The 20,501-nt window shown below is 63.3% G+C and carries 18 protein-coding genes; 6 read left to right on the forward strand and 12 right to left on the reverse strand.

What is annotated here, in order from left to right:
• Nucleotides 1-89 precede the first annotated feature (89 nt).
• Both C84B14_RS12340 and cynS read right to left on the reverse strand, forming a co-directional pair.
• The gene (locus C84B14_RS12340) at nucleotides 90-902 is read right to left on the reverse strand and encodes a formate/nitrite transporter family protein (protein WP_353224471.1); all 813 of its coding nucleotides are present in this window, start codon (nucleotides 900-902) and stop codon (nucleotides 90-92) included.
• A gap of 54 nt (nucleotides 903-956) precedes the next feature.
• The gene (gene cynS / locus C84B14_RS12345) at nucleotides 957-1,403 is read right to left on the reverse strand and encodes a cyanase (protein WP_348765473.1); all 447 of its coding nucleotides are present in this window, start codon (nucleotides 1,401-1,403) and stop codon (nucleotides 957-959) included.
• 248 nt (nucleotides 1,404-1,651) lie between these two features.
• On the opposite strand from cynS, the gene C84B14_RS12350 reads away from it, so the two are divergent.
• Nucleotides 1,652-2,923, forward strand: coding sequence for a mechanosensitive ion channel family protein (locus tag C84B14_RS12350; protein ID WP_353224473.1), 1,272 nt, complete (start codon nucleotides 1,652-1,654; stop codon nucleotides 2,921-2,923).
• Nucleotides 2,924-2,964: 41 nt separating this feature from the next.
• On the opposite strand, the gene C84B14_RS12355 is transcribed toward C84B14_RS12350, so the two are convergent.
• Nucleotides 2,965-3,222 (reverse strand): DUF3253 domain-containing protein, encoded by a 258-nt coding sequence (locus C84B14_RS12355; protein ID WP_353224475.1) that lies wholly within the window; start codon nucleotides 3,220-3,222, stop codon nucleotides 2,965-2,967.
• Nucleotides 3,223-3,224: 2 nt separating this feature from the next.
• Nucleotides 3,225-4,961 carry an alkaline phosphatase family protein gene (locus C84B14_RS12360; RefSeq protein ID WP_353224477.1) on the reverse strand — a complete coding sequence of 579 codons (1,737 nt, stop codon included), beginning with the start codon at nucleotides 4,959-4,961 and terminating at the stop codon, nucleotides 3,225-3,227.
• Between the two features lie 262 nt (nucleotides 4,962-5,223).
• Between C84B14_RS12360 and C84B14_RS12365 the strand changes: the two genes are divergently transcribed.
• Nucleotides 5,224-6,204: an aspartyl/asparaginyl beta-hydroxylase domain-containing protein gene (locus C84B14_RS12365; RefSeq protein ID WP_353224479.1), complete on the forward strand. Its 981-nt coding sequence runs from the start codon at nucleotides 5,224-5,226 to the stop codon at nucleotides 6,202-6,204.
• A gap of 288 nt (nucleotides 6,205-6,492) precedes the next feature.
• The gene (locus C84B14_RS12370) at nucleotides 6,493-7,590 is read left to right on the forward strand and encodes a mechanosensitive ion channel family protein (protein ID WP_353224481.1); all 1,098 of its coding nucleotides are present in this window, start codon (nucleotides 6,493-6,495) and stop codon (nucleotides 7,588-7,590) included.
• Nucleotides 7,591-7,600: 10 nt separating this feature from the next.
• Here the strand turns inward: C84B14_RS12370 and C84B14_RS12375 are convergent, their stop codons facing one another.
• From C84B14_RS12375 to C84B14_RS12400, 6 genes are all read right to left on the reverse strand, one after another.
• Complete coding sequence (locus C84B14_RS12375; protein WP_353224483.1) at nucleotides 7,601-8,257, reverse strand: DsbA family oxidoreductase; 657 nt, start codon at nucleotides 8,255-8,257, stop codon at nucleotides 7,601-7,603.
• A gap of 84 nt (nucleotides 8,258-8,341) precedes the next feature.
• On the reverse strand, nucleotides 8,342-8,989 hold the full coding sequence (locus tag C84B14_RS12380; protein ID WP_353224485.1) for a helix-turn-helix domain-containing protein: 648 nt from the start codon (nucleotides 8,987-8,989) through the stop codon (nucleotides 8,342-8,344).
• Between the two features lie 159 nt (nucleotides 8,990-9,148).
• Complete coding sequence (locus C84B14_RS12385; RefSeq protein ID WP_353224487.1) at nucleotides 9,149-10,642, reverse strand: UdgX family uracil-DNA binding protein; 1,494 nt, start codon at nucleotides 10,640-10,642, stop codon at nucleotides 9,149-9,151.
• Nucleotides 10,643-11,920: a putative DNA modification/repair radical SAM protein gene (locus C84B14_RS12390; protein ID WP_353224489.1), complete on the reverse strand. Its 1,278-nt coding sequence runs from the start codon at nucleotides 11,918-11,920 to the stop codon at nucleotides 10,643-10,645.
• 86 nt (nucleotides 11,921-12,006) lie between these two features.
• Nucleotides 12,007-13,527, reverse strand: coding sequence for a chemotaxis protein CheW (locus tag C84B14_RS12395; RefSeq protein WP_353224491.1), 1,521 nt, complete (start codon nucleotides 13,525-13,527; stop codon nucleotides 12,007-12,009).
• Nucleotides 13,527-16,022, reverse strand: coding sequence for a methyl-accepting chemotaxis protein (locus C84B14_RS12400; RefSeq protein ID WP_353224493.1), 2,496 nt, complete (start codon nucleotides 16,020-16,022; stop codon nucleotides 13,527-13,529). Before C84B14_RS12400 ends, C84B14_RS12395 begins: the two co-directional genes overlap by 1 nt.
• Nucleotides 16,023-16,271: 249 nt before the next feature.
• On the opposite strand from C84B14_RS12400, the gene C84B14_RS12405 reads away from it, so the two are divergent.
• Nucleotides 16,272-17,180, forward strand: coding sequence for a mechanosensitive ion channel family protein (locus C84B14_RS12405; RefSeq protein WP_353224494.1), 909 nt, complete (start codon nucleotides 16,272-16,274; stop codon nucleotides 17,178-17,180).
• Here C84B14_RS12405 and C84B14_RS12410 read toward each other — a convergent pair.
• Entirely contained in the window at nucleotides 17,166-17,753 is a 588-nt protein-coding gene (locus C84B14_RS12410) for a nitroreductase family protein (RefSeq protein ID WP_353224496.1), read from the reverse strand. The two genes, C84B14_RS12405 and C84B14_RS12410, sit on opposite strands and share 15 nt — an antisense overlap.
• A 91-nt stretch (nucleotides 17,754-17,844) precedes the next feature.
• Nucleotides 17,845-18,678, reverse strand: coding sequence for an alpha/beta fold hydrolase (locus C84B14_RS12415; RefSeq protein ID WP_353224497.1), 834 nt, complete (start codon nucleotides 18,676-18,678; stop codon nucleotides 17,845-17,847).
• A gap of 346 nt (nucleotides 18,679-19,024) precedes the next feature.
• Here C84B14_RS12415 and C84B14_RS12420 point away from each other — a divergent pair, with 346 nt between their 5' ends.
• Nucleotides 19,025-19,819: a formate/nitrite transporter family protein gene (locus C84B14_RS12420; protein WP_353224499.1), complete on the forward strand. Its 795-nt coding sequence runs from the start codon at nucleotides 19,025-19,027 to the stop codon at nucleotides 19,817-19,819.
• Between the two features lie 113 nt (nucleotides 19,820-19,932).
• Nucleotides 19,933-20,355 carry an alternative ribosome rescue aminoacyl-tRNA hydrolase ArfB gene (gene arfB, locus C84B14_RS12425; protein ID WP_348765457.1) on the forward strand — a complete coding sequence of 141 codons (423 nt, stop codon included), beginning with the start codon at nucleotides 19,933-19,935 and terminating at the stop codon, nucleotides 20,353-20,355.
• Nucleotides 20,356-20,501 lie beyond the last annotated feature (146 nt).

Genomic DNA, 20,501 nt, shown 5'->3' on the forward strand with positions numbered 1-20,501 from the left:
CATCACTCGCTGGCGCAACGCGCTCGATACGGGATCACGGGGCGAACCGGTGGCCCGCCCCGTGAGTTGCCGGCATAAACGCGCGGCGATCAAACGATCTCGCGCCGTGCCTGGGTACGCACGTGGGTGGAATACAGCGTCAACCCGGTGAGCGAAATGCCGCCGACGATATTGCCCAGCACGGTTGGAATCTCGTTCCAGAAGATGTAGTCCCCCAGTGTGTAGCTGCCGCCCAGAATCAGGCCCAGCGGGAACAGGAACATGTTCACCACCGAGTGCTCGAAGCCGAGATAGAAGAACACCATGATCGGCATCCACATGGCTGCGATCTTGCCCGTGGCCGAGGTGGATACCATGGCGCCCACCACGCCCATCGACACCATCCAGTTGCACAGACAGCCGCGGATGAACAGCGTCATCCAGCCGCCGAAGCCGTGCTCCTTGTAACCCAGCGTACGGCCTTCACCGACGTGCGCAATCGTCTGGCCGACTTCGTTGACCGGTACGGAAAAGCCGTAGGTGAAGTTGATCGACATGATCACGGCCACCGTGAGCGCGCCGGCCAGATTGCCGAGAAACACCAGCCCCCAGTTTTCCAGCACCCGGGGGATAGTCACGCCCGGGCGCTTGTCCAGCCAGGCCAGCGGGGTGAGCATGAACACCCCGGTGAGCAGGTCGAACTTCATCAGGTAAAGCATGCAGAAGCCGACCGGGAACAGCACCGCGCCCAGCAGCGGGTTGCCCGTGTTCACGGTGATGGTGACCGCAAAGACCACGGCCAGCGCCAGGATCGCGCCGGCCATATAGGCACGCACGATGGTGTCGCGTCGGCCCATATAGATTTTGGATTCGCCGGAATCGACCATCTTCTTGACGAATTCCGCCGGTTCTAGATACGACATGGGTTCTCCCTGAAACGAGGTGACTGCACCGGAATAGAGCGCTGCATCGCGGTGCTACCAGCGCACATAGGGCAGGAACTTGCCGTTCATGACGATCTTCACGCGATCCCCCTTGGGATGTTCTTCGCGCGCCACGTCGATGGTGAAATCGATGGCGGACATGATGCCGTCGCCAAATTCTTCGTGAATGCACTGCTTAACGCCCGGGCCGAATACCGACAGAATCTCGTAGAAGCGATAGAGCAGCGGATCGCTGGGGATGGTCTTGTCCATCCATTGCCCTTTCAGAGGGCATTCCTGCAGTGCGTCGGCGACGTCGTCGCCCAGGTCGAGCACGGCCGTGATCTTCTGGGCCTGTTCTTCGGTCGCCGAAGCTTCGCCCAGGCAGGCAGTGGCCGTCCATACCGGCGCCATGCCGATCTCGGCGGCGATTTCATCCCAACGCAGCCCCTTGGCTTTCTTGGCATCCAGAATGGCCCGGGTCATGTCTTTCTTTTCCACAGTGTTCCCCTTGATGACGTGAGTTTCTGTCGCCCGGGCGTTGTAACGCGCGCCCCGCCGCGTACCGGTGCGACATTGACAGCGCTCACTGCAAGATACTTGCCATACCCGTCGCGATTGGTCGGCGCGACACCCGGCTGCAAACGACGCAGTCGGCGGGGCGCCGCTGCGCTTGTGGGCCACCGCGCAGGCCGCTACGGTCGTATCATCTGTATGTCATCGGCTTTTTCGGGGTATCGATAACCTGCATGTATAAACGTCTGGGCGCGGGCATCACGGCCCTGCTATTTGTTGCCACCTGCGTTGCGGCTGCGGCTGCCCTGTATGGCTGGTGGCGTACCGATCACTGGAACGGACTGCCGATCCCCCAAATTGCGCTGACGCTGGCCACGGTTCTGCTGGCATGGCTTGCCAGCCGCTGGACCGACCGACTCGCCACCGGCCTCAATGAAGGTCATCGCGTATGGCAGCGCCGTCTGCGGCGCTGGCTCAACGTGGAGGACGGCGAACGCTTTCGCGAAGCCGACCTCGTCGCCGCGATGCTGCATCTGGCGATATGGCTGGCCGTGCCGCTCGCCTTACTGGGTATCTGGGGGCTGTCCCGGGCCAGCTTCGACATGCTCCGGCATCTCGCCTGGACCGGGTTCAACCTCGGCCAGGTCCAGATCGTGCCGGCCCAGCTGATCATGGGTGCCCTGTTGCTGGTACTGCTGGCCACCGTCATCCGCTGGCTGACCGGGCGCATGGAGAACCAGTGGCTGGCGCGCACGCCCATGGAAACCCATACCCGCGAGGCGGTGGCCACGATTACCGGCTACGTGCTGTTCGTGATCGCGGCCCTCGTGGTGCTCAGCTATGTGGGCCTCGACCTCACCAAGCTGGCGTTCATCGCCGGCGCGTTGTCGGTGGGTATCGGCTTCGGGCTGCAGACGATCGTGAACAACTTCGTCTCGGGGCTTATCCTGTTGTTCGAACAGCCGGTGCGGCGCGGCAACTACATCACCGTGGGCGAAACCGAAGGCTTCGTCCGCCGGATTCGTATTCGTGCGACCGAGATCGAGACGCTGCAACGCACGACCGTGGTCGTGCCCAACTCCGAGCTGCTGACCCTGCACCTGAAGAACTGGAACCTGCGTGATCGCTACGGGCGAATCGGCTGCCCGGTCGGCGTGGCTTACGGCAGCGACGTGCGACTGGTGGAACGGCTCCTGATGGAAGTCGCCGACGAGCACAAGGACGTCATCAGCGATGGGCGTGGCGGCGTGCCGAAGCCGGTTGCCCTGTTCCGCGGCTTTGGCAATTCCACCCTCGACTTCGAGCTGCGCTGTTTCATCCGCGATGTGACCCGGCGCTTCTTCGTGGTATCGGACCTGAATTTCGCTATCGACGCCGCTTTTCGCGAACACGATGTCACCATCGCCTTTCCGCAGCTCGACGTTTGGCATCGCAGCCTACCGCCCACCCCACAGCCGCCCGTTGATAGCGGCGACGACGCGCCGGACAACACGCGCCCGGACTGAGCCGGGCCTCGTTCCGTGCCCGGTACCGGCTAGGGGCGACCCTAGGCCGGGCGGCCGAGACGGATCGGCCCGCGCGCGTTGCGAATATCCACCGGCCGGCCGCCCTGCGTGGCAACGATTTCGCCTGTATCGATCAGCCGCGCGGCCGCTGCGCGCACCTCGTCCATATGACCTCGCCACTCGTTCGCCGACCACAGGCCCCGCGCGACTTCGGAAGGACAGATCGTGGCACCGCGCCGACGTGCGTCAACGCCCTCAAGAATCGCAGTTTCGATCGCGTTGTATGCAGAATCGGTCATGCTTAAGGGTCCTGCGCGGCGTCGCCGGCGGGCTCACCCTGGCGTAGACGCAGCAGCAGATCGGCGATCAAACGCTGGTCGTGGCGGCCGGCGAACGTTGTCTCCACGATACGACGCAGCGCCTCGCGCGTTCCACCGTGCCGAGCGACGATCAACGGCAGTTCGGAATCCCGCGCCGAGGGGCTGCCGTGCCAGGAATGATAAAGCGGTGCGAAATAATAACGCTGGGCCGGGTCTTCGCGATCGCCGTTGTGTGCGACCAGAATCAGATCGCCGGCGCGATCACCGTGCGGGCCCACCGTCAGGTCGTGCAGCCTTTGCGGCATATCGACGTAGGTCGGATGCGGATGGGCGGCCAGATAGTCCGCGATCGGCTGGGTCTTGCCGTGCCCGGTATAGACCTCGAAGACCTGTTCGGCGTCGCTGTCGGACGCCGCGGTACGAACCAGGATCATGTCCAGCGTATCCCGCATTTCCGGTACGAGCAGGCCGTCTTCGTTGTTGCGATAGAACGCCTCGGCCGCGGTTTCGATATCCGCGGCGCGCGCGGGCTGGGTCCAGTCGCAGGGCGTATCGCGGGTGGCACAGGTGGTGCGATCGGCCACGTATACATAGGCCAGCGCGCCCTGGTAGGCGATCACGGCATCGAAGAACACGTCGTCATCGACATCCAGCGCATAGGGACGCAGGGTAAAGCCGGCGGCTTCGAGCACGTTGGGCGGCTCGCCCGCACCGTCGGTCGAAAGCGAGTGCGCGTCGTCGTGCAGCACGCCGGTATGGCCATGGTCCGAGGTGATCACGATATAGCGATCGTCGAGCTCGCCGGCCTCTTCCAGCGCTTCGTAGAGGTCGGCCATCATCGGCTCGAGGCCTTTCTTGAGGTAGTCGCGGCGCGAAACGTCCGGATCCGCGTCGGTGATATGGGCATAGTGATCCAGCCCGGGCAGATAGATCGTGATGACATCGGCGGCCAGTTCGTCCTCGATGAGGTCGTCCATGTTCTCGATGACCTCGGCGTCCAGCTCCTCGAACAGCGATAGCGACTGCGCGCCGGTGAGCTGGCCGGCCACATGTTCGGCAAACAGGCTCTGAAAGGCATCCAGCATGGCCGTACGGTCGGTGAGGATCAGACGATCAGCACCGCGATAGAACTGATGCATGCCCACCCAGATACGCGCACCCGGGTCGGTTTCGCGCAGGCGTTCATAGATGGTCGGCACTTCCAGCAGATCGTTCGCATAGCCGTCGGTATAGATCTTGAATACCTGCGTGGCTTCGGGAATCGTCACCGGCACGGGCGCGGCATACTCGCCGGTCGCACGAATGAAGTACTCGTTGCCGGCCACGCCGTGCTCGGCCGGATTGGCGCCGGTGACCGTGGTGGCCCAGGACACGGCGGTCGATGAGGGCAGCACGCTGACGATCGAGTCCTCGAACCAGGCATGGGCGAACTCGTGGCTGCCCTCGTCGCCCAGCAGGCGCGCCATCTCGGGCAGCTCGCCGGCGCGCAGCATGTCGTAGAGCAGGGGCCGATCGATGCCGTCGATGGCCACCAGCAGCAGCTTGGGCGCCTCGCGGGCGGCCGGTCGTGCGTCGGCATCTGTGTCGCGTAGTTCGACCTGTTCGCCCGCCACCCAGAACTGGGCGGCCTGCCAGGCGCAGCCGCTGGCCAACACGGCCGCGCAAGCACCCAGTACCAAGCCCGCGGCACGTGCCCGCCGACTGTTTGCTATTCCCACGCTCTGACTCCTTGTTCGCGTTGCTCGCGGCGACGCGGCTTTGCCCACGCGCAGCGGGCCACGCCCATTTTCGCGCGCAAAAAATAAACGAAACGGCGCCGCACCGCCTGCGTTTACTCCCAGATCGCCGCGCTGTCGGCCCACGCGGTCATTGGCCTGTACATGCTTGACGCCGCACTAACACCGGCCGTCGCAAAGTAGCGGCTCGTACGAGGCAAGTGGTCGACCGGGACATATCGCAGGCCACGAAAAAGGAGTTGTTATGCCCTTATTGTGGATGTTTGCGGGGCTGTTGGTCTTTGTGACCGGCTCCATGTTCTATGTGTACCGCCTTCGCGGCAACGTACGATACGACAGCTTCAAACAGTATCTGCGCAAGGGCTGGCCGATTTTCAGCCCGCTCAACTGCCTGTTGTATCTGTTTACCGAGCCCCGGGCACAAAAGCCGATCGCCGATACGGCGCGCTTTCCCGAGCTGGACGTGATTGAGCGTAACTGGCCGGTGATTCGCGAAGAAGCCCTCGCCCTGTATCGCAGCAACGCCTTCGAAGACACCCAGTCCACCGAGTCGGCGGCCTATTACGACATCGGCTTTCGTACCTTCTACAAGTACGGCTGGCGCAAGTTCTATCTGCGCTGGTATGGCACCACCCACAACTCGGCCCAGCGTCTGTGCCCACGGACCACGCGCCTGCTCGAAGGCGTGTCCTGCGTGAATGGCGCCATGTTCTCGGTGTTACCGGCCGGTTCCAAACTCACGCGTCATGCCGACCCGGCGGCCTGTTCGTTGCGGTATCACCTGGGCCTGGCCACGCCCAACGACGACGCCTGCTATATCAATATCGACGGCGAGGATTATTCCTGGCGCGACGGCGAGACGCTGCTGTTCGACGAAACCTATCTGCATTACGCCCATAACGATGCCGAACAGGATCGCGTCATCCTGATGTGCGATGTCGAGCGGCCGACGCGCGTGGTCGGCCCGGTCGTGAATTTCTTCTACAAGGCCATCATGCGCGCCACGCTCGTGCCCAACACCGCCGAGGACAAGCGCGGCCTGGCCAATCGGGTATTCGCAGGCCTCGCACCCGTGTTGGCGAACACGCGCGAACTCAAGCACACGCATCCAGCGCGTTACACCACCATCAAGTACTGCGTAAACGCGACACTGGTCATGCTGGCCGGCGGCCTGCTGCTGGGCGCCTGCATGGCCGTGTATTCGCTGGGCACCGCGCTTGCCTGATCGCCGCGCCGGTACCGGCCGGGGCCGGCCGGGCGCGCCCGACATCGACGAGGGCTGAAATCCTGCGTCGATGCGCGAACGAATACGGGCCGGCGCGTGCTCGTTCGAGCCACGCTGCGGTCATAATGGGCGATACCCCCCTTCGCAGGGGCGAACGTCACATGCGGGAGACGCCTGGCACGGATTTCGCTAACTGACAGCTGTCGTGAGTGAAAACCGGATCGGGCGCTTCAAGCATCGCGGCGCCCGTACCGTTACCGCGGAGTCCGCGTACGTGAAACGTATCGAATGCTAGAAAGTCTGGATACCCCGGCCGGGCGCTGGGCGCTGGCGCTGTGTACGGGCGCCGCCTCGGCAATCGTCGTGACCATCGTCTATGTCCTGCTGATCAAGGTGGCCTATCGGCTGACCCTGCGGCATACCGTCGCCCGGGAATTCCTGCGCCAGTGCGACAAGCCCGGCGCGGTGGTGGTGTTCTTCCTGACCCTGCAGGCGGTCTGGCATGCCAGCCCGGACGATATCCCCTGGATCGCGGCCATTCGGCATATGAACAGCCTATGCCTGATCCTGGCACTGACCTGGGCCGCGCTCTGTGCGATCACGGCCATCGGCGATCTCATCGTCAGCCTTAACCCGGCCGTGGAAGGCCGGCACCACTCGGCGCGCAAGCTCGAGACCCAGGCGCGTTTTCTCACCCGCGGCCTGACGGTGCTGGTGGCGATCATCGGCATCTCCACCGCGCTGATGACCTTTCCCTCGATTCGCCAGCTGGGCACCAGCCTGCTCGCCTCGGCCGGTATCGGCGGCCTGATCATCGGTTTTGCCGCGCGGCCGGTGCTGTCGAACCTGCTGGCGGGCTTGCAGATCGCGTTATCGCAGCCCTTTCGGATCGAAGACGTACTCAAGTTCAAGGACGAATGGTGCTGGGTCGAGGAAGTGACCATCACCTATGTCGTGCTGCGCACCTGGGATTTGCGCCGCTTGGTGGTGCCTTTGCAGTGGTTTATCGAAAACCCCTTCGAGAACTGGACGCGCCGGCCCACGAGCCTGATGGGCTCGGTATTCATGTGGCTGGACTACCGCATGCCGGTGCCGCCGCTGCGCGCCGAGTTCGAACGCCTGCTCAAGGCCGACAGCGCCTGGGACGAACTCATCGGCACCACTCAGGTGGTGGAGGCCGGCGAGCACGCCATGCAAATACGCTTTTTGATGAGCTCGAACGATTCCATCGCGCTGTGGCATCTGCGCTGTCGCATGCGCGAGGCGCTGCTGGATTTCGTACAGCGCGACTATCCGGACTATCTGCCGAACGTGCGGGCCCGTATCAACGAAGACGAAGTGCCCGAGCCGTCACGCCCACCCGACCCGACGCCCGATCAGGCCTGATCAGCCCTGGTCAGCCCTGTTCGACCTGCTCGGCCGCGATCTGGCGCAGGGCATCGGCCAATGTCTCGGGCGGCTGGGCGCCGGCCAGCAGATACTTCTGGGCGACGATGAACGACGGCACCGAAGATACGCCCAGCGACTGCCAGTAGCCGATTTCGTGTTCCACCTGCTCGGCATAGGCATCGCCGGCAACGATTTCGCGGATGCGCCCGCCATCGAGCCCCAGCGATTCGCCGATCGTGGCCAGCAGCGCTGGGTCCGTGGGGTTTTGCGCGCGACCGAAGTAGGCCTCGAACAGCGCCCGGTTGAACCCGGCGTCGCAGCCCTGCTCCTTGGCGTACGCCAGCACGCGATGCGTTGCGAACGTGTTCCACGAACGGCGCTCGAGCGCCTTTTCGAAATTCAGCCCCAGTTCGTGTGCCGCGGCGGTGATCTCATGCTGGGAGGCTTTCATCTCGGCCTCGCTACGGCCGTATTTGGCGCTCAGATGCTCGAGAATATCGCGGCCTTCGGCCGGCACGTCCGGGTTGAGCAGAAACGGATGCCATTCAACTTCCACCGCGAGTTCATCAGTCAGCAGCGCCAGCGCCTGCTGCAGGCGCGCATCGCCGATGGCACACCAAGGGCAGACCACATCGGACACCAGATCGATCTTGAGCGTTTGCATCGCTCGGCTCGTGACAGGATTTATGTACGGATAGTGCCGTTGCTTACGCCGGTTTCAAGCCGGTAACCGCCGCCATAGCCGCAGCTAGCCGCGGCGTCTACCGGCGGTGTCGTCGTCCGTGCCGCGCGACGCCGTGCTCTGCTGGAACTGCACCGCCATCGTGAGCGCACTCTCGCAAAACGCCATGACCCGCTCGAAATCGGCCTGGGGCAGCTGGCGCGCGGCTTCGTTGCCGCGATAAATATTCATCCACTGGCGATCGCGTTCGACCATGCCGGGCAACCGGCCCACGCCCCAGTCCTCGGCCAGAGCCCACAGACGCGGGTTGAAACCACGCACCAGCTGGATGAGAAACGGAATCGGATCGTTGCGGGCCAGCAGCGATGTCAGCCGCAGGATGAGATCGAACGACACCGTCGCCGAGCCCTGCTCCATGGCCTGCAGCACGGTCTTGTCCTCGAGGTCCAAAGCGTTGGCAAGTTCGTCGAGCGACAGCCCCGCGGTCTGGCGGGCATCCTGAATTGCCTCGCCGGCGCGTTTCATCCAGGCGCGCTGCTCGTCGGACAACAGCCGCCGCTGGGCGCGATCGAGAATGATGGTGCGCCCGATATCCAGCGTCAGCCCGCCCACGCGGCGGGTGAGCGCGCCCAGCGCCTTCTTCGACAGGCTGCCGCTGAGGCTCGCGAACTGCCCCAACAGATTGCTGCGTGCGCTTTCGCCTTTGTCTGCCATACGATTCGACCATCCGCGGCTGTATTGCAGCGCTGATCATGCACGCCCGGCGTGCGGTGCGCGAGTCGAACCGAGCGCGTTGTCGATTCGTCGGGCATGCGGTCGCGCCAGTCGAGGTCCAGGCGCTCACTACAAACGGCGGGACTTTCGATCCTCGAATCAGACCCAATCGACGGCCATTGCCAGATCGGCAACGAAACGCGCGTATTCGCTATGGTTCGCCGCAGCCGCGCCGCGGCGCAGCAGATAGGACGGATGCACGGTCAGCAGATAGCGCCGACCGTCGTGGTCGATGAACCGGCCGCGATCACGGCTGACGCGCACGTCGGCACCGAGCAGCGAGCGCCCGGCGGTGGCGCCCAGGCAAATCACGAGCTCCGGCGCCACCAGGCCGATCTCGGTGTCCAGCCAGGGGCGACAGGCCATGACTTCGGTTTCACTCGGGGTGGCATGCAGGCGCGTCTTGCCGCGTGGACTGAATTTGAAATGTTTGACGGCGTTGGTCAGATACACCCGCTCACGCGCGATCCCGGCCGCTGCCAGCGCGCGATCGAGCAGCTGGCCGGCCGGGCCGACGAATGGCCGGCCGGCAAGATCTTCGCGATCGCCGGGCTGTTCGCCTACGAGCATCACGCGCGCATGGGCCGGGCCTTCCCCGAACACGGTCTGGGTGGCGGGCTGCCAGAGCGGGCAGCTGCGACAGGTCGTCGCCTGCAGGGCGAGGCGTTCCAGCGAGGCGGGCGCGCTGGCTTCAACCGCCGCGGCATTGTCGGTGTCCGGGCTCGCCGGGCGCGGCCCGCAGCGCAGTTCGTCGCTGTGCCTGCGGTTGGCCTCCATGGCCTGCACGCGCCGGTCGGCATCGCGCAGAAGCGATGGAATGAGATGCGCCTCGGGCATGTTCTTCCAGTACTTCTGCGGCATTTCCGACTGCATCGCGCGAATCTTGACCCGTGCGGGGTTGAATATGCTGCGGTAATAGGTCTGCCAGGCAGCCTCCAGCCGATCGCCCTCGGGCGCGGCCGACTTGTCGGTGCCGGGCGAGAACCAGACATCGCCCTCGCCTTCCCAGTGCGCGCAGCCGAACGGGGTGAGAATTGACCAACGCATGTTGGCGAATCGGCGTTTGAAAAAGCCGCTGACGTACTCGACGATGAAATGCTCGGGCTCGAACCAGGCGACATAGCGCGGCTCGGCATCGGCAGCGCCCGGCTCATCGACTTCGCGAAAACGAACGAACGCCTTCATCTTGTGCACGTCGCGCCGTACGGCCTTGGCATAGGCCGTGAGGCGCACCACGTCGCGATCGCCGCTGAGCTGCAACAGATGGCGTTCGCCGTGGGTCAGCCGCCACAGCAGCCGATACAAAAGCGCCCAGCGATCATCGTCAACATGGCAGGCCACCGCGCGGGCCTGGTCGACGAAGGCCCTGGGCACCCGCCCCGCCGGCCGCGCTGGCGGCTTGTCGGCAGGCAGCGAGACTTTCGTATCCTGTGATTGCGCGCTCGGCTGCCACCAGACGCGCTCCGGCGGCGTATCGTCGGCCAGCAGCTGGCGCGCCCGGCCCTGCCAGCCGGCGAAATCCGGCGTAAAGCGTGCGACGACCTGATCCTTGGCGGTGGATGCGGCGTCGAATAGCGAAACCTGGAAACTCATCTAGAAATCGAAGGCCTGTTGCGCGGCCCGGGCGGGCGCAAAACGGGCTCGCAGCACGGCACTGGGTGCTTCGGACAAGGCCGGCTGGTGATTGGCGCAGACCACGAACGGCATGGCTTTCTTGACCCCGGCCTTCAACGCGACCAGATCTTCGAGGCGTATCTTCTGCCAGCGTCGAATCTTGAGCAGCTTTTGTACCGATTTGACGCCGAGACCGGGAACTCGCAGTAGCTGTTCGCGTGGGGCTCGGTTGAGATCCACCGGAAAATAACCGCGGTTGCGCAACGCCCAGGCCAGCTTCGGATCGACATCGAGATCGAGCATGCCGGCGGCCGCGAGATCGTCACTGCCGGCCGTTATTTCGTCGTGGCCATAGCCATAGAAGCGGATCAGCCAGTCCGACTGGTACAGCCGGTGTTCGCGCATGAGCGGCGTACGCCGGGCCGGCAGCTTGGCCGAGGCATCGGCAATAGGCGAAAAGGCAGAGAAATACACCCGCTTGAGCTTGTAGGCGGAGTACAGATTCGCCGTGGTGGACAGGATCTGGGCATCGGTGGACGGCTCGGCACCCACGATCATCTGCGTGGACTGACCGGCGGGCGCGAACCGGGGCGCGGCGATTCGCCGCGGCGACAGACTCGACGTTCGACGCGCCTCGCGCCGGCTGTCGGCATATTCGTCCTGGCGCGCCCGGATACGCGCCATCGACAGCTTGATGGTTCGATGGTCCTTTTCCGGCGCGAGATCGGCAAGCGCGATCCGCGTGGGCAGTTCGACGTTGATCGACAGCCGGTCGGCATAGGTGCCAGCATCGGCGAGCAGCTGGCCGTCGGCGTCCGGAATGGTCTTGAGGTGGATATAGCCACGAAAATCGTGGTCGATACGCAGCCGGCGCGCGACTTCCACCAGCTGGCCCATGGTGTAGTCCGGGCTCTGGATCACCCCCGAACTCAGGAACAGGCCTTCGATATAGTTGCGCTTGTAGAAGTCCAGCGTCAGGCGCACCACTTCGTCGACCGTGAAGCGCGCCCGTGCCACATTCGACGAATTACGATTGATGCAGTAGCTGCATTCGTAGACGCAGAAGTTGGTCAGCAGGATCTTGAGCAACGAAATACAGCGCCCGTCCGGCGCATAGGCATGGCAGATGCCCGAGCCTTCGCTCGAACCAACGCCCTTGCCGTCCAGCGAGTGTCGCCGGCGGGTGCCACTCGACGCACAGGAGGCATCGTATTTCGCGGCATCCGCCAGGATTTCGAGTTTCTTGAGCAGCTCCATAAGTGTAACTATATACAGCTACACGCGGTTTGGATTCACCTACCGGTGATTTTCGCCAGCATACACGGCGCGCAGTCGAGCCTGCTTCAAGCGATCGCCTTGTACCGGGCGGACGACTCGCCGCACACGCGCTCCTGCGCCGGCGCGGCACCGCCCAGCAGCTGTGCGGCGAGCGATTCCAGGCAGAACAGCGACAGAAACTGTTTCCTCTCGCCTTCACCGACCGACGTCAGCCGATACTGGCGCTCGGCCAACGTCGGATTGGGCTTGTTCACGCCATAGCGATGCACGTGCAGGCTATCGGCCGGCGCTTCGATGTATTCGATATCGCTGGCGATATCCACCATGAAGCCAATACGCCCGCCGGGCGCGGCCACCACGAGCACCTGGCTGGCGGCTCCTGCCGGTGCCTTGTCACCGATCAGCCGACGCAGATCCACGAGGGTTACGAGCTCGTCGAGGTGGCGGAATACGCCCTCGAATACCCCCGAACCACCCAACGGCGCATAGTGTTCCGGCATCGGCAGAACGGCGTCGAGTTGATCCATGAAAACCACGAATTTTCCGCCGGCTTGGAAGTGCAGGAAAGCAAAACGCCGCCACACGACGCTGCTTCGCTCGCGCTGTTCCGTGTCGGCGTTGAGTTCGGCGTGCACGCGCGCAATGTTGGCCAGCTCTTCACGAGCGAAAAGCGCGGTATGCGATACCAGCAGTGCATCGGCCGTGCCGGGGCGAGACAACAACCCGGTAACGCAATTGTCGGTCGATTGATCGGAAGGCATGGCCAGGGTCAGGCAATCCTGCGGCTGGTATTCGACCATGCTCATGATGTGCTCGACGGCCAGCGCCAGATTGCCCTGCCCCGTATCCAGCACCACCATCTGTTCAAGTCGACTCGCCGACGGCGCCTGGCCAAGCAGCACCCGCGCGTCGAACACCGGCACGATGTTCTTACGCAGGCGATGATTGCCCAGATAGCCGGGTAGCGCCAAAGCCGGCTCGATCAACGTATGGCAATCCGCGATTTCGCGCACCACGTCGGCATCGATAGCGAGCGTCAACGCCCCCGAACTCGCGATCACCGCACGCTGGCGGGCAGCCCCGCGCGCGTACCAGCCGGTACGGGCGGCGCGGGCGCCACGCCCGGCTTCGTCACCGACATGCACCATGCCTTTGATATCCAGCATGGCGTCGATATCGAGAACATAGACCGGGCTGTCACTCCCCGAACGGCAGAACACGCGATTCGCAAACAGCTCGATCGCGTCGTTTTCCTGATCGATCGCACTCACCTGCGACTCGTCCAGGGTCACCACGTCTTCCACCCGATCGACGACCACGCCGAAGCGACGTCCGCGCCCGGCCAGAACCGCCACGGTATGACCGTGTTCGACCGGTGCCGGCTCTCGACGCAGACCGAGCATGCGAGCCAGGTCCACGGCGGGTATCTGCGTCCCGCGCAGCGCGAAACTGCCGACCAGCCAATCCGCGACCCGGGGCATCGGCGCCGGCGGCTGTGCCAATGACACGACCTCGCGCAGCGAACCGACCTCGAAGGCAATTTCGCTATCGCCAACGCCGAGAATTCCGAACTTGTGCGTGCCCATCAGCCTTCGTTGGCTGCCTTGAGCCGGGCAGGCGCCGAACGACTTGGCGTGTTGGAACGCTCGTCCTTGCGCGTGGAATCGGTCAGTTCACGGATCAGACGGTCCACCTGATCGGCGGTACTGAGCTGTTCTTCGGTCGTGGTCGCGATTTCTTCGACCGACGATGTCGTCTGCTCAACGCCTTCGGCGATACGGCCGAAGGCATCGTGCGCGACGTGGATCACCTCGTTGCCGCTGTCGATACGCTTGAGCGACTGGCTGATCAGGCGGTTGATCTGGCGTGTGGCGTCGGCTGATTTCTCGGCGAGCTTGCGCACCTCGTCGGCCACCACCGAAAACCCCAGACCATGCTCGCCGGCACGCGCGGCTTCGATGGCCGCATTAAAGGCCAGCAGGTTGGTCTGCGAGGCGATTTCGCCGATCACTTTGACGATTTCGTCGATATCTTCGGCCGATTTCTGAATCGCTGCCATGGCCTCGGTCGAGTTTTCCAGCGCCTTTACGCCCTGGGCCGCTTCGCGCTGGGTCGTACGCGCCATTTCCCGCGTCAGCCGAGTGTTCTCCACGATCGAGGCAATCGAGGCATGCAGTTCCTCCACAGCGGCACGCATCGCTTGCGACTGCTGCTGGATATGCTCTTCGCGCTCAACCTGTTCGGTGATGTCGGTAGCGAACTTGACCACCTTGTAGGGCTCACCGTCGGCGTCGAAGATCGGATTGTAGGTCGCCTGAATCCAGATCCGCTGTCCGAAACGGCCGATACGCATGAAGCGGTCGCTTACATACTCGCCGCGGCCGAGCGTCTGCCAGAAATCGCGATAGGCACCGCTGGCGACATAGGACGGATCACACAGCAGACGATGATGCTGGCCGATGAGTTCGTCGCGCTGATAGCCCAGCGTATGCAGGAAGTTGTCGTTGGCGGTCAGGATATAGCCCTTGAGATCGAACTCGATCACCGCCTGCGAACGGGCAATGGCGTTGACCTTGCCTTCGAACTCGGTGTTGCGATGCTTGTCGTCGGTGATATCCGTGGCGAACTTGACCACCTTGTAGGGGCGGCCATGCAGATCGAAAATCGGGTTGTAGCTGGCCTGCAGCCAGATTTCGCGCCCGCCCCGGGCCACGCGTTTGAACTGGGCGGCGATGTATTCACCGGCCGCGAGCTTCTTCCAGAGCAGCTTGTAATCCTCGCTGTCGGCGTAGTCCTCTTCGCAGAACATGCGGTGATGCTTGCCCACTATTTCGTCGAGCCGATAGCCGACCACGTCGCGGAAGTTCTTGTTGGCCGTGATGATCGTGCCGTCGAGGTTGAACTCGATCACGCCCTGGGCGCGGTCGATCGCGGCGAACTTGCCATCGGCCTCGGCCTGCGCCCGGCGCTCGTCGGTGATATCGCTGGCGAACTTGACGATCTTGGTCGGCCGTCCGCGCGCGTCGAGAATCGGGTTGTAGATCGCCTGCAACCAGATCTCGTGGCCGTCCCGCGTGAAGCGTTGAAATTCGCCGGACACGAATTCGCCGCGGGCAAGACGTGCCCACAGATTGCGGTAGTCCTCGCTTTGCGCATATTCCAGATCGCACAGCCGGCGGTGGTGCTCGCCGACGAGTTCGGCTTCGCTGTAACCCATCAGGGCAAGGAAGTTGGCGTTGGCCTTGAGCACGTTGCCATCGAGATCGAACTCGATCACCGCACGCGAACGATCGATGGCCCGCAACAGGCTATGGGACTCGGCTTCCTGCATCTTCTGTGCCGTGATATCGGCCGCGAACTTGACCACCTTGTACGGCCGGCCATCGGCGTCCAGCACCGGGTTGTAGCTGGCCTGCAGCCAGATTTCACGCCCGTACTTATCGAGCCGGCAATATTCGCCGCTCATGAACTCGCCGCGCGCAAGCGCGCGCCAGAATTCGCGATAGGCCTCGCTCTCGACATAGGCGTTTTCGCAAAACAGCCGATGATGACGACCGCGAATCTCGTCCAGCGTATAGCCGGTGACGGCCAGGAAATTCCGATTGGCGTCCAGGATGATCCCGTCGAGGTCGAACTCGATCGCTGCCTGCGAACGATCCAGCGCGCTGAGCTTGCTGGCATGCTCCGCGCTGATCTGTTTTTCGCGCGTAATATCGGTGGCCAGCTTGATGATCTTGATGACATCGCCGGCCTCGTCGCGGATCGGGTTGTAGGTGGCACTCAGCCAGACTTCCCGGCCGTCCTTGGCCACCCGCCGGTATTCACCGCTATCGAAATGGCCGCTGCCGAGCCGCTCCCAGAATTCGGCATACTCGGGCTGCTCGACGTCTTCGGCCGTGCAGAACATACGATGATGCTGCCCCACGATTTCATCGAAGCTATAGCCCAACGTTTCCAGGAAATTGGCGTTGGCGTTGAGCACGAGTCCTTGTGGATCGAACTCGATCACGGCGCTGGCCTGACCGATTGCGTGACGGAGCGCCTCAAGTTCGGCTGTCGCGACGGTAGAAGAATCAGTCATGTAAGTCCGCCTGTGTTGATAGGGCAGTAAAGTGTTCTGACGACGTACAAGCCGATCAAAAACCGCTCGATCGCGCTACGACACCGTTGGCGTACAAATCGGCGCGTCGGCCCAAAACTTTATTGCCGGGCGGCACCGTGGCGAGGTCGCGATAACGACCGCTGCAGTGACTTACGGCGGCCGCTTGCGCGGCTGTTCTGGCCACGTCCAGCCAATACACCGGCGCTCGACATGCGCTAGCATTCGGGCATGGCAATGAATGCAGAAGCCGCTGCGGCCCCCACCAGCCTCGACGAGGTCGTGGCTTCGGTACACGACACCGTTGTCGCCACCTGGGGCGACTTCGTCGCACACCTGCCGTTCATCGGAATATCGCTCGCGATCATCGTGCTGACCTGGCTCGGGGCCTGGCTGAGCACGCTGTTCGCAGCGCGTCTGGCCGGCAAACGAACCCGCCCTTCCCTGCGCCGCCTGATCGATCGACTGCTGTCGCTGGGGATCTGGGCGCTGGGGCTGACGCTTGCCGCCGTCGTGGTGTTTCCCGGCCTGTCGCCGGCGAAGGCGCTCGGCGGTCTGGGGCTGCTGTCGGTGGCCGTGGGCTTTGCCTTCAAGGACACCTTCGAGAATTTCTTTGCCGGCATGCTCATGCTCTGGAAATACCCCTTCGAAAGCGGGGATTTCATCGAAAGCGGCGAGATCATGGGCCGGGTGGAACGGGTCAACGTCCGGGTGACCCATATCCGCCAGGTCACTGGCGAACTGCTGATCGTCCCCAATGCGAGCCTGTTCAAGAACTCGGTGCTCGTACTCACCAATCAGCCGGTACGCCGTATACATGTCGCCACCGGCGTGGCCTACGACGAGGACCTGGGTGTCGCACTCGAGTTGATCGAGACCGCCGTGCGCGCCTGCGAGAGCCGGGTCAAGGATTACCCCGTACAGGTCTTTGCCACCGGCTTTGGCAGCAGCAGCATGGATATCGACGTGAGCTGGTGGTGCGATTCGACGCCGCTGGGTACGCGCAAATCGCGTAACGAAGTCGTGGTGGCGATCAAGGCGGCCCTGGATCAGGCCGGTATCGAAATTCCCTACCCCTATCGAACGCTGCATTTCCGCGCGCCGATTCCGGTCGCAAACGAGCCTTCAACGCCCGGCTGAAGCTTCGGCGCAAGCGCCGATACAGAAAAGTGCCACCGGTCGCAGCGGCGCCGGCAGTGCCAGCAGATCGGCAAGACGGCGGTCGTCGAAGCCGGCCACGATAACGCCATCCAGCCTTTCGGCCAGCGTGGCCAGATGCATGTTCTGCAACACTGCGCCCGCTTCGATATGCACGTAGCGTTCACCGCGTCGGCCGTCGGGCTGCTGATCCACAAAATGCGCGTTCGCCGCATCATAATCAGCGGCCACGACCAGCACCGCCGCCGCGTGTTCCAGCCAGGCATCGTCGGCCAGCGAAGTCTCCCTTAGTGCTTCGGGCGAAATCGCTTTCAGCCATTCGCCAAGCCGCGCGTCGGGCGTATCGAGCGCGTACAAACCGGATTTCGAGGCTTCCAGCCGCTGGACGACCGCAAACAGACGTAGCGGATAGAGCCCATGCGCCGACGGCGCGTTGCGTTTGCCCGAGCTCGAGCGCCCCTGTGCGCAGTGGACGATACGCTCGAGCGCTGCCCGGCTGATGGGGGCATCGCTGTATTCACGGACGCTGTGCCGGCACGCGATCAGCGTGTTCAAGACAGCCCGTGGGTCCGACGGTCGAGTGGTCACTGCTTGCGAAAACGGGGCCGACGACCGGCCCCGTTTGTTGCGCTCTGCGTTCTGCGCTCTAGGCGAGGAAGCCGATGAGCGCTTCGTTGAACTCGTCGGCGTGCGTGGCGTTGATGCCGTGCGGGCCGCCTTCGATGAGCTTCAGCGAACTGTCGGCGATGGCGTCCACCGAACGCTTGCCGCTGACTTCGAACGGCACGATGCCGTCCGAATCGCCGTGGATGATCAGCGTGGGCACATCGAATTTCGCCAAATCGTCGCGAAAATCCGTGCGTCCGAATGCGGCGATGCAGTCCAGTGTGCCCTTGGGCGAGGCGAACCAGGCGATATTCCGGTGATACTGGCGATTGGCGTCGCTCACGAGCAGACCGCCCTGTTCGGTGGAGAAGAAGTTGCCGGAGAAGTCTTCGAAGAAGGCCGGCCGGTCGCTCTTAACCCCGTTCTCGAAGTCGGCGATGGTGGCATCGTCCAGACCACCGTCGGGATTATCGTCGGCCTTGTAGAGATAAGGCGGCACCGCGGCGGCGAGTACGGCCTTGGCCACGCGATCGCTGCCATAGGTACCGATATAGCGGGCGACTTCGCCACCGCCCATGGAGAAGCCGACCAGCGTCATGTCGGACAGGTCCAGATGCTCGACCAGCCTGTTCAGATCGCGGGCGAGCGTGTCGTAGTCGTAACCGCCGAACGGCTGCGACGATTTGCCGAACCCGCGCCGATCGTAGGTGATGACTCGATAGCCGGCGTCGACGAGCGCCGGCGCCTGGTTCTCCCAGGAGCGCCCGGACAAGGGCCAACCGTGGATGAGCACCACCGGCTTGCCGCTGCCCACGTCCTCGTAATACAGCTCTACCGGCGCATCGTTTTCGCGATCGACTTCAATAAATGCCATAACGCGTTCTCTTGTCGAATAGTCATTCAAGAACATGGGTCGACTCAGGCCCGAGACAAGTGGCGCCCGGGTTGGCCACAGCGGCTAACGTAGCCACGTGTCCCGTACTCACCCATTCGGCCACCATGGCCAACCCGGCATAAAGACAGCTGCCTGCGTCAGCTGTTTCCATCGCCATCGAAGGCTAAACGTCGGCAGCTGTGCGTTTTTATTTTCAATGGCTTCGCGGCCGCCGGCCGTGGCGCGCGTACGTTCGCACACGCGCATCATCAGCCCGAAAAATTATCCATCGTCAGGCCGGGTTGATAGTCTTGCCCGCCGTCTCGATTGCCTTGCGCACAATTCAATGCCCGATTCACAGCCGCGTCCCATTCCCAACGCGCGCGTTTCTGCCCGCGCGATCTACCAGACCATTCGCCGCGACGGCGAAGAAGAAATGGCCCGGCCCATGGGCTCGTTGTGGTGGTCCGGCGTGGCGGCCGGCATCGCGATTTCCACATCGGTAATCGCCGAGGGCCTGCTGCAAACCAGCCTGCCTGACAGCCCCTGGCGGGAACCGCTGGCGGCGTTCGGTTACTGCGTAGGGTTCGTGCTGGTGGTGCTCGGGCGCATGCAGCTGTTCACCGAGAACACGATCACCGCCGTGCTGCCGCTCATGGCCCGCACCAACCGCGAAGCGCTGGCGTGCATCGCGCGGCTATGGAGCGTGGTGTTCATCGCCAACATGTGCGGTACGCTCGTTGCGGCGACCTTTACCGATGTGGTGGGTTTTGCCACGCCCGAGCAGCTTGCCGCATTTCACGAGGTATCGCGGCCGCTGCTGGATAAGAACTGGCTGGATACGCTGCTGCACGGTATTCCGGCAGGCTTTTTCGTTGCCGCCATGGTGTGGATGCTGCCCAATGCCCGCGGCTCCGAGATCGGCGTAATCGTGATCGCGACCTATATCATCGCCATCGGCGGCTTCGCCCATGTGGTGGTGGGTTCGATGGAGGCATTCCTGCTGGTGCTGGCCGGCGAAATCGCGATCTTCGATGCGCTCTGGGGCTGCCTGCTGCCGGCGCTGATCGGCAACGTGCTCGGCGGCACGGTTCTGTTTTCGCTGCTGGCTTATGGCCAGGTTCGCCTCGAACTCGACTAGGGTCTGTGAACACTCGTGCCAATCGCTGCGTTGCTATACAACGCGCACCGCGCCTTGTCTTACGATAGGGCGCGGGGCGACGATTTCATTCGCATTAACAGGTCCTAGATCGCATGGCCCTTACGATTTCCAACCGCGTTACGATCGCTGATTCGGATATCGAATGGCATGCCGTACGTGCTTCCGGCGCCGGCGGGCAGAACGTCAACAAGGTGGCCACGGCCGTACACCTGCGCTTCGATATTCGTGCGTCTGCGTTGCCCGATATCTACAAGGAGCGACTGCTGCAACGCCGCGATCGCCGTATCACACGCGACGGCGTGATCGTCATCAAGGCACAGCAGTTTCGAAGCCAGGACAAGAACCGCGAGGATGCGCTCGCCCGTCTGCAATCGATCGTGGCTGGGGCCACCGCGGTAGCGCGCAGGCGTAAGGCAACGAAACCCTCGCGCCGCGCCAAGCGCAAACGCGTGGATGACAAGACACGACGCGGGCGGACCAAGGCGCTGCGTACGCCGCCCTCACGCCACGATTGAGGCACGGGCTTGCAGACCTGTTAATCCGCCACCAAAGCTGCCGACTGCGCCAGCTGCCTTCGAATGTTTTCAAACGCCATCAAAAGATAACCGTTGGCCCCTGTCCGTCGTTTCTTTCAATGGCCTCACGGCCGTTCACCGTGGCG

Origin of the sequence: Salinisphaera sp. C84B14, from assembly GCF_040361435.1 — a bacterium.
Taxonomy (GTDB): domain Bacteria; phylum Pseudomonadota; class Gammaproteobacteria; order Nevskiales; family Salinisphaeraceae; genus Salinisphaera.

Excerpts from the sequence above, each read along its gene's own strand:
- C84B14_RS12370 (WP_353224481.1), top strand. The coding sequence starts at position 6,493 with ATGCTAGAAAGTCTGGATACCCCGGCCGGGCGCTGGGCGCTGGCGCTG.
- C84B14_RS12390 (WP_353224489.1), bottom strand. The coding sequence starts at position 11,920 with ATGGAGCTGCTCAAGAAACTCGAAATCCTGGCGGATGCCGCGAAATAC.
- C84B14_RS12375 (WP_353224483.1), bottom strand. The coding sequence starts at position 8,257 with ATGCAAACGCTCAAGATCGATCTGGTGTCCGATGTGGTCTGCCCTTGG.
- C84B14_RS12420 (WP_353224499.1), top strand. The coding sequence starts at position 19,025 with ATGCCCGATTCACAGCCGCGTCCCATTCCCAACGCGCGCGTTTCTGCC.
- C84B14_RS12355 (WP_353224475.1), bottom strand. The coding sequence starts at position 3,222 with ATGACCGATTCTGCATACAACGCGATCGAAACTGCGATTCTTGAGGGC.
- C84B14_RS12395 (WP_353224491.1), bottom strand. The coding sequence starts at position 13,527 with ATGGGCACGCACAAGTTCGGAATTCTCGGCGTTGGCGATAGCGAAATT.
- C84B14_RS12415 (WP_353224497.1), bottom strand. The coding sequence starts at position 18,678 with ATGGCATTTATTGAAGTCGATCGCGAAAACGATGCGCCGGTAGAGCTG.
- C84B14_RS12365 (WP_353224479.1), top strand. The coding sequence starts at position 5,224 with ATGCCCTTATTGTGGATGTTTGCGGGGCTGTTGGTCTTTGTGACCGGC.
- C84B14_RS12350 (WP_353224473.1), top strand. The coding sequence starts at position 1,652 with ATGTATAAACGTCTGGGCGCGGGCATCACGGCCCTGCTATTTGTTGCC.
- C84B14_RS12405 (WP_353224494.1), top strand. The coding sequence starts at position 16,272 with ATGGCAATGAATGCAGAAGCCGCTGCGGCCCCCACCAGCCTCGACGAG.
- C84B14_RS12340 (WP_353224471.1), bottom strand. The coding sequence starts at position 902 with ATGTCGTATCTAGAACCGGCGGAATTCGTCAAGAAGATGGTCGATTCC.
- arfB (WP_348765457.1), top strand. The coding sequence starts at position 19,933 with ATGGCCCTTACGATTTCCAACCGCGTTACGATCGCTGATTCGGATATC.
- C84B14_RS12385 (WP_353224487.1), bottom strand. The coding sequence starts at position 10,642 with ATGAGTTTCCAGGTTTCGCTATTCGACGCCGCATCCACCGCCAAGGAT.
- C84B14_RS12380 (WP_353224485.1), bottom strand. The coding sequence starts at position 8,989 with ATGGCAGACAAAGGCGAAAGCGCACGCAGCAATCTGTTGGGGCAGTTC.
- C84B14_RS12400 (WP_353224493.1), bottom strand. The coding sequence starts at position 16,022 with ATGACTGATTCTTCTACCGTCGCGACAGCCGAACTTGAGGCGCTCCGT.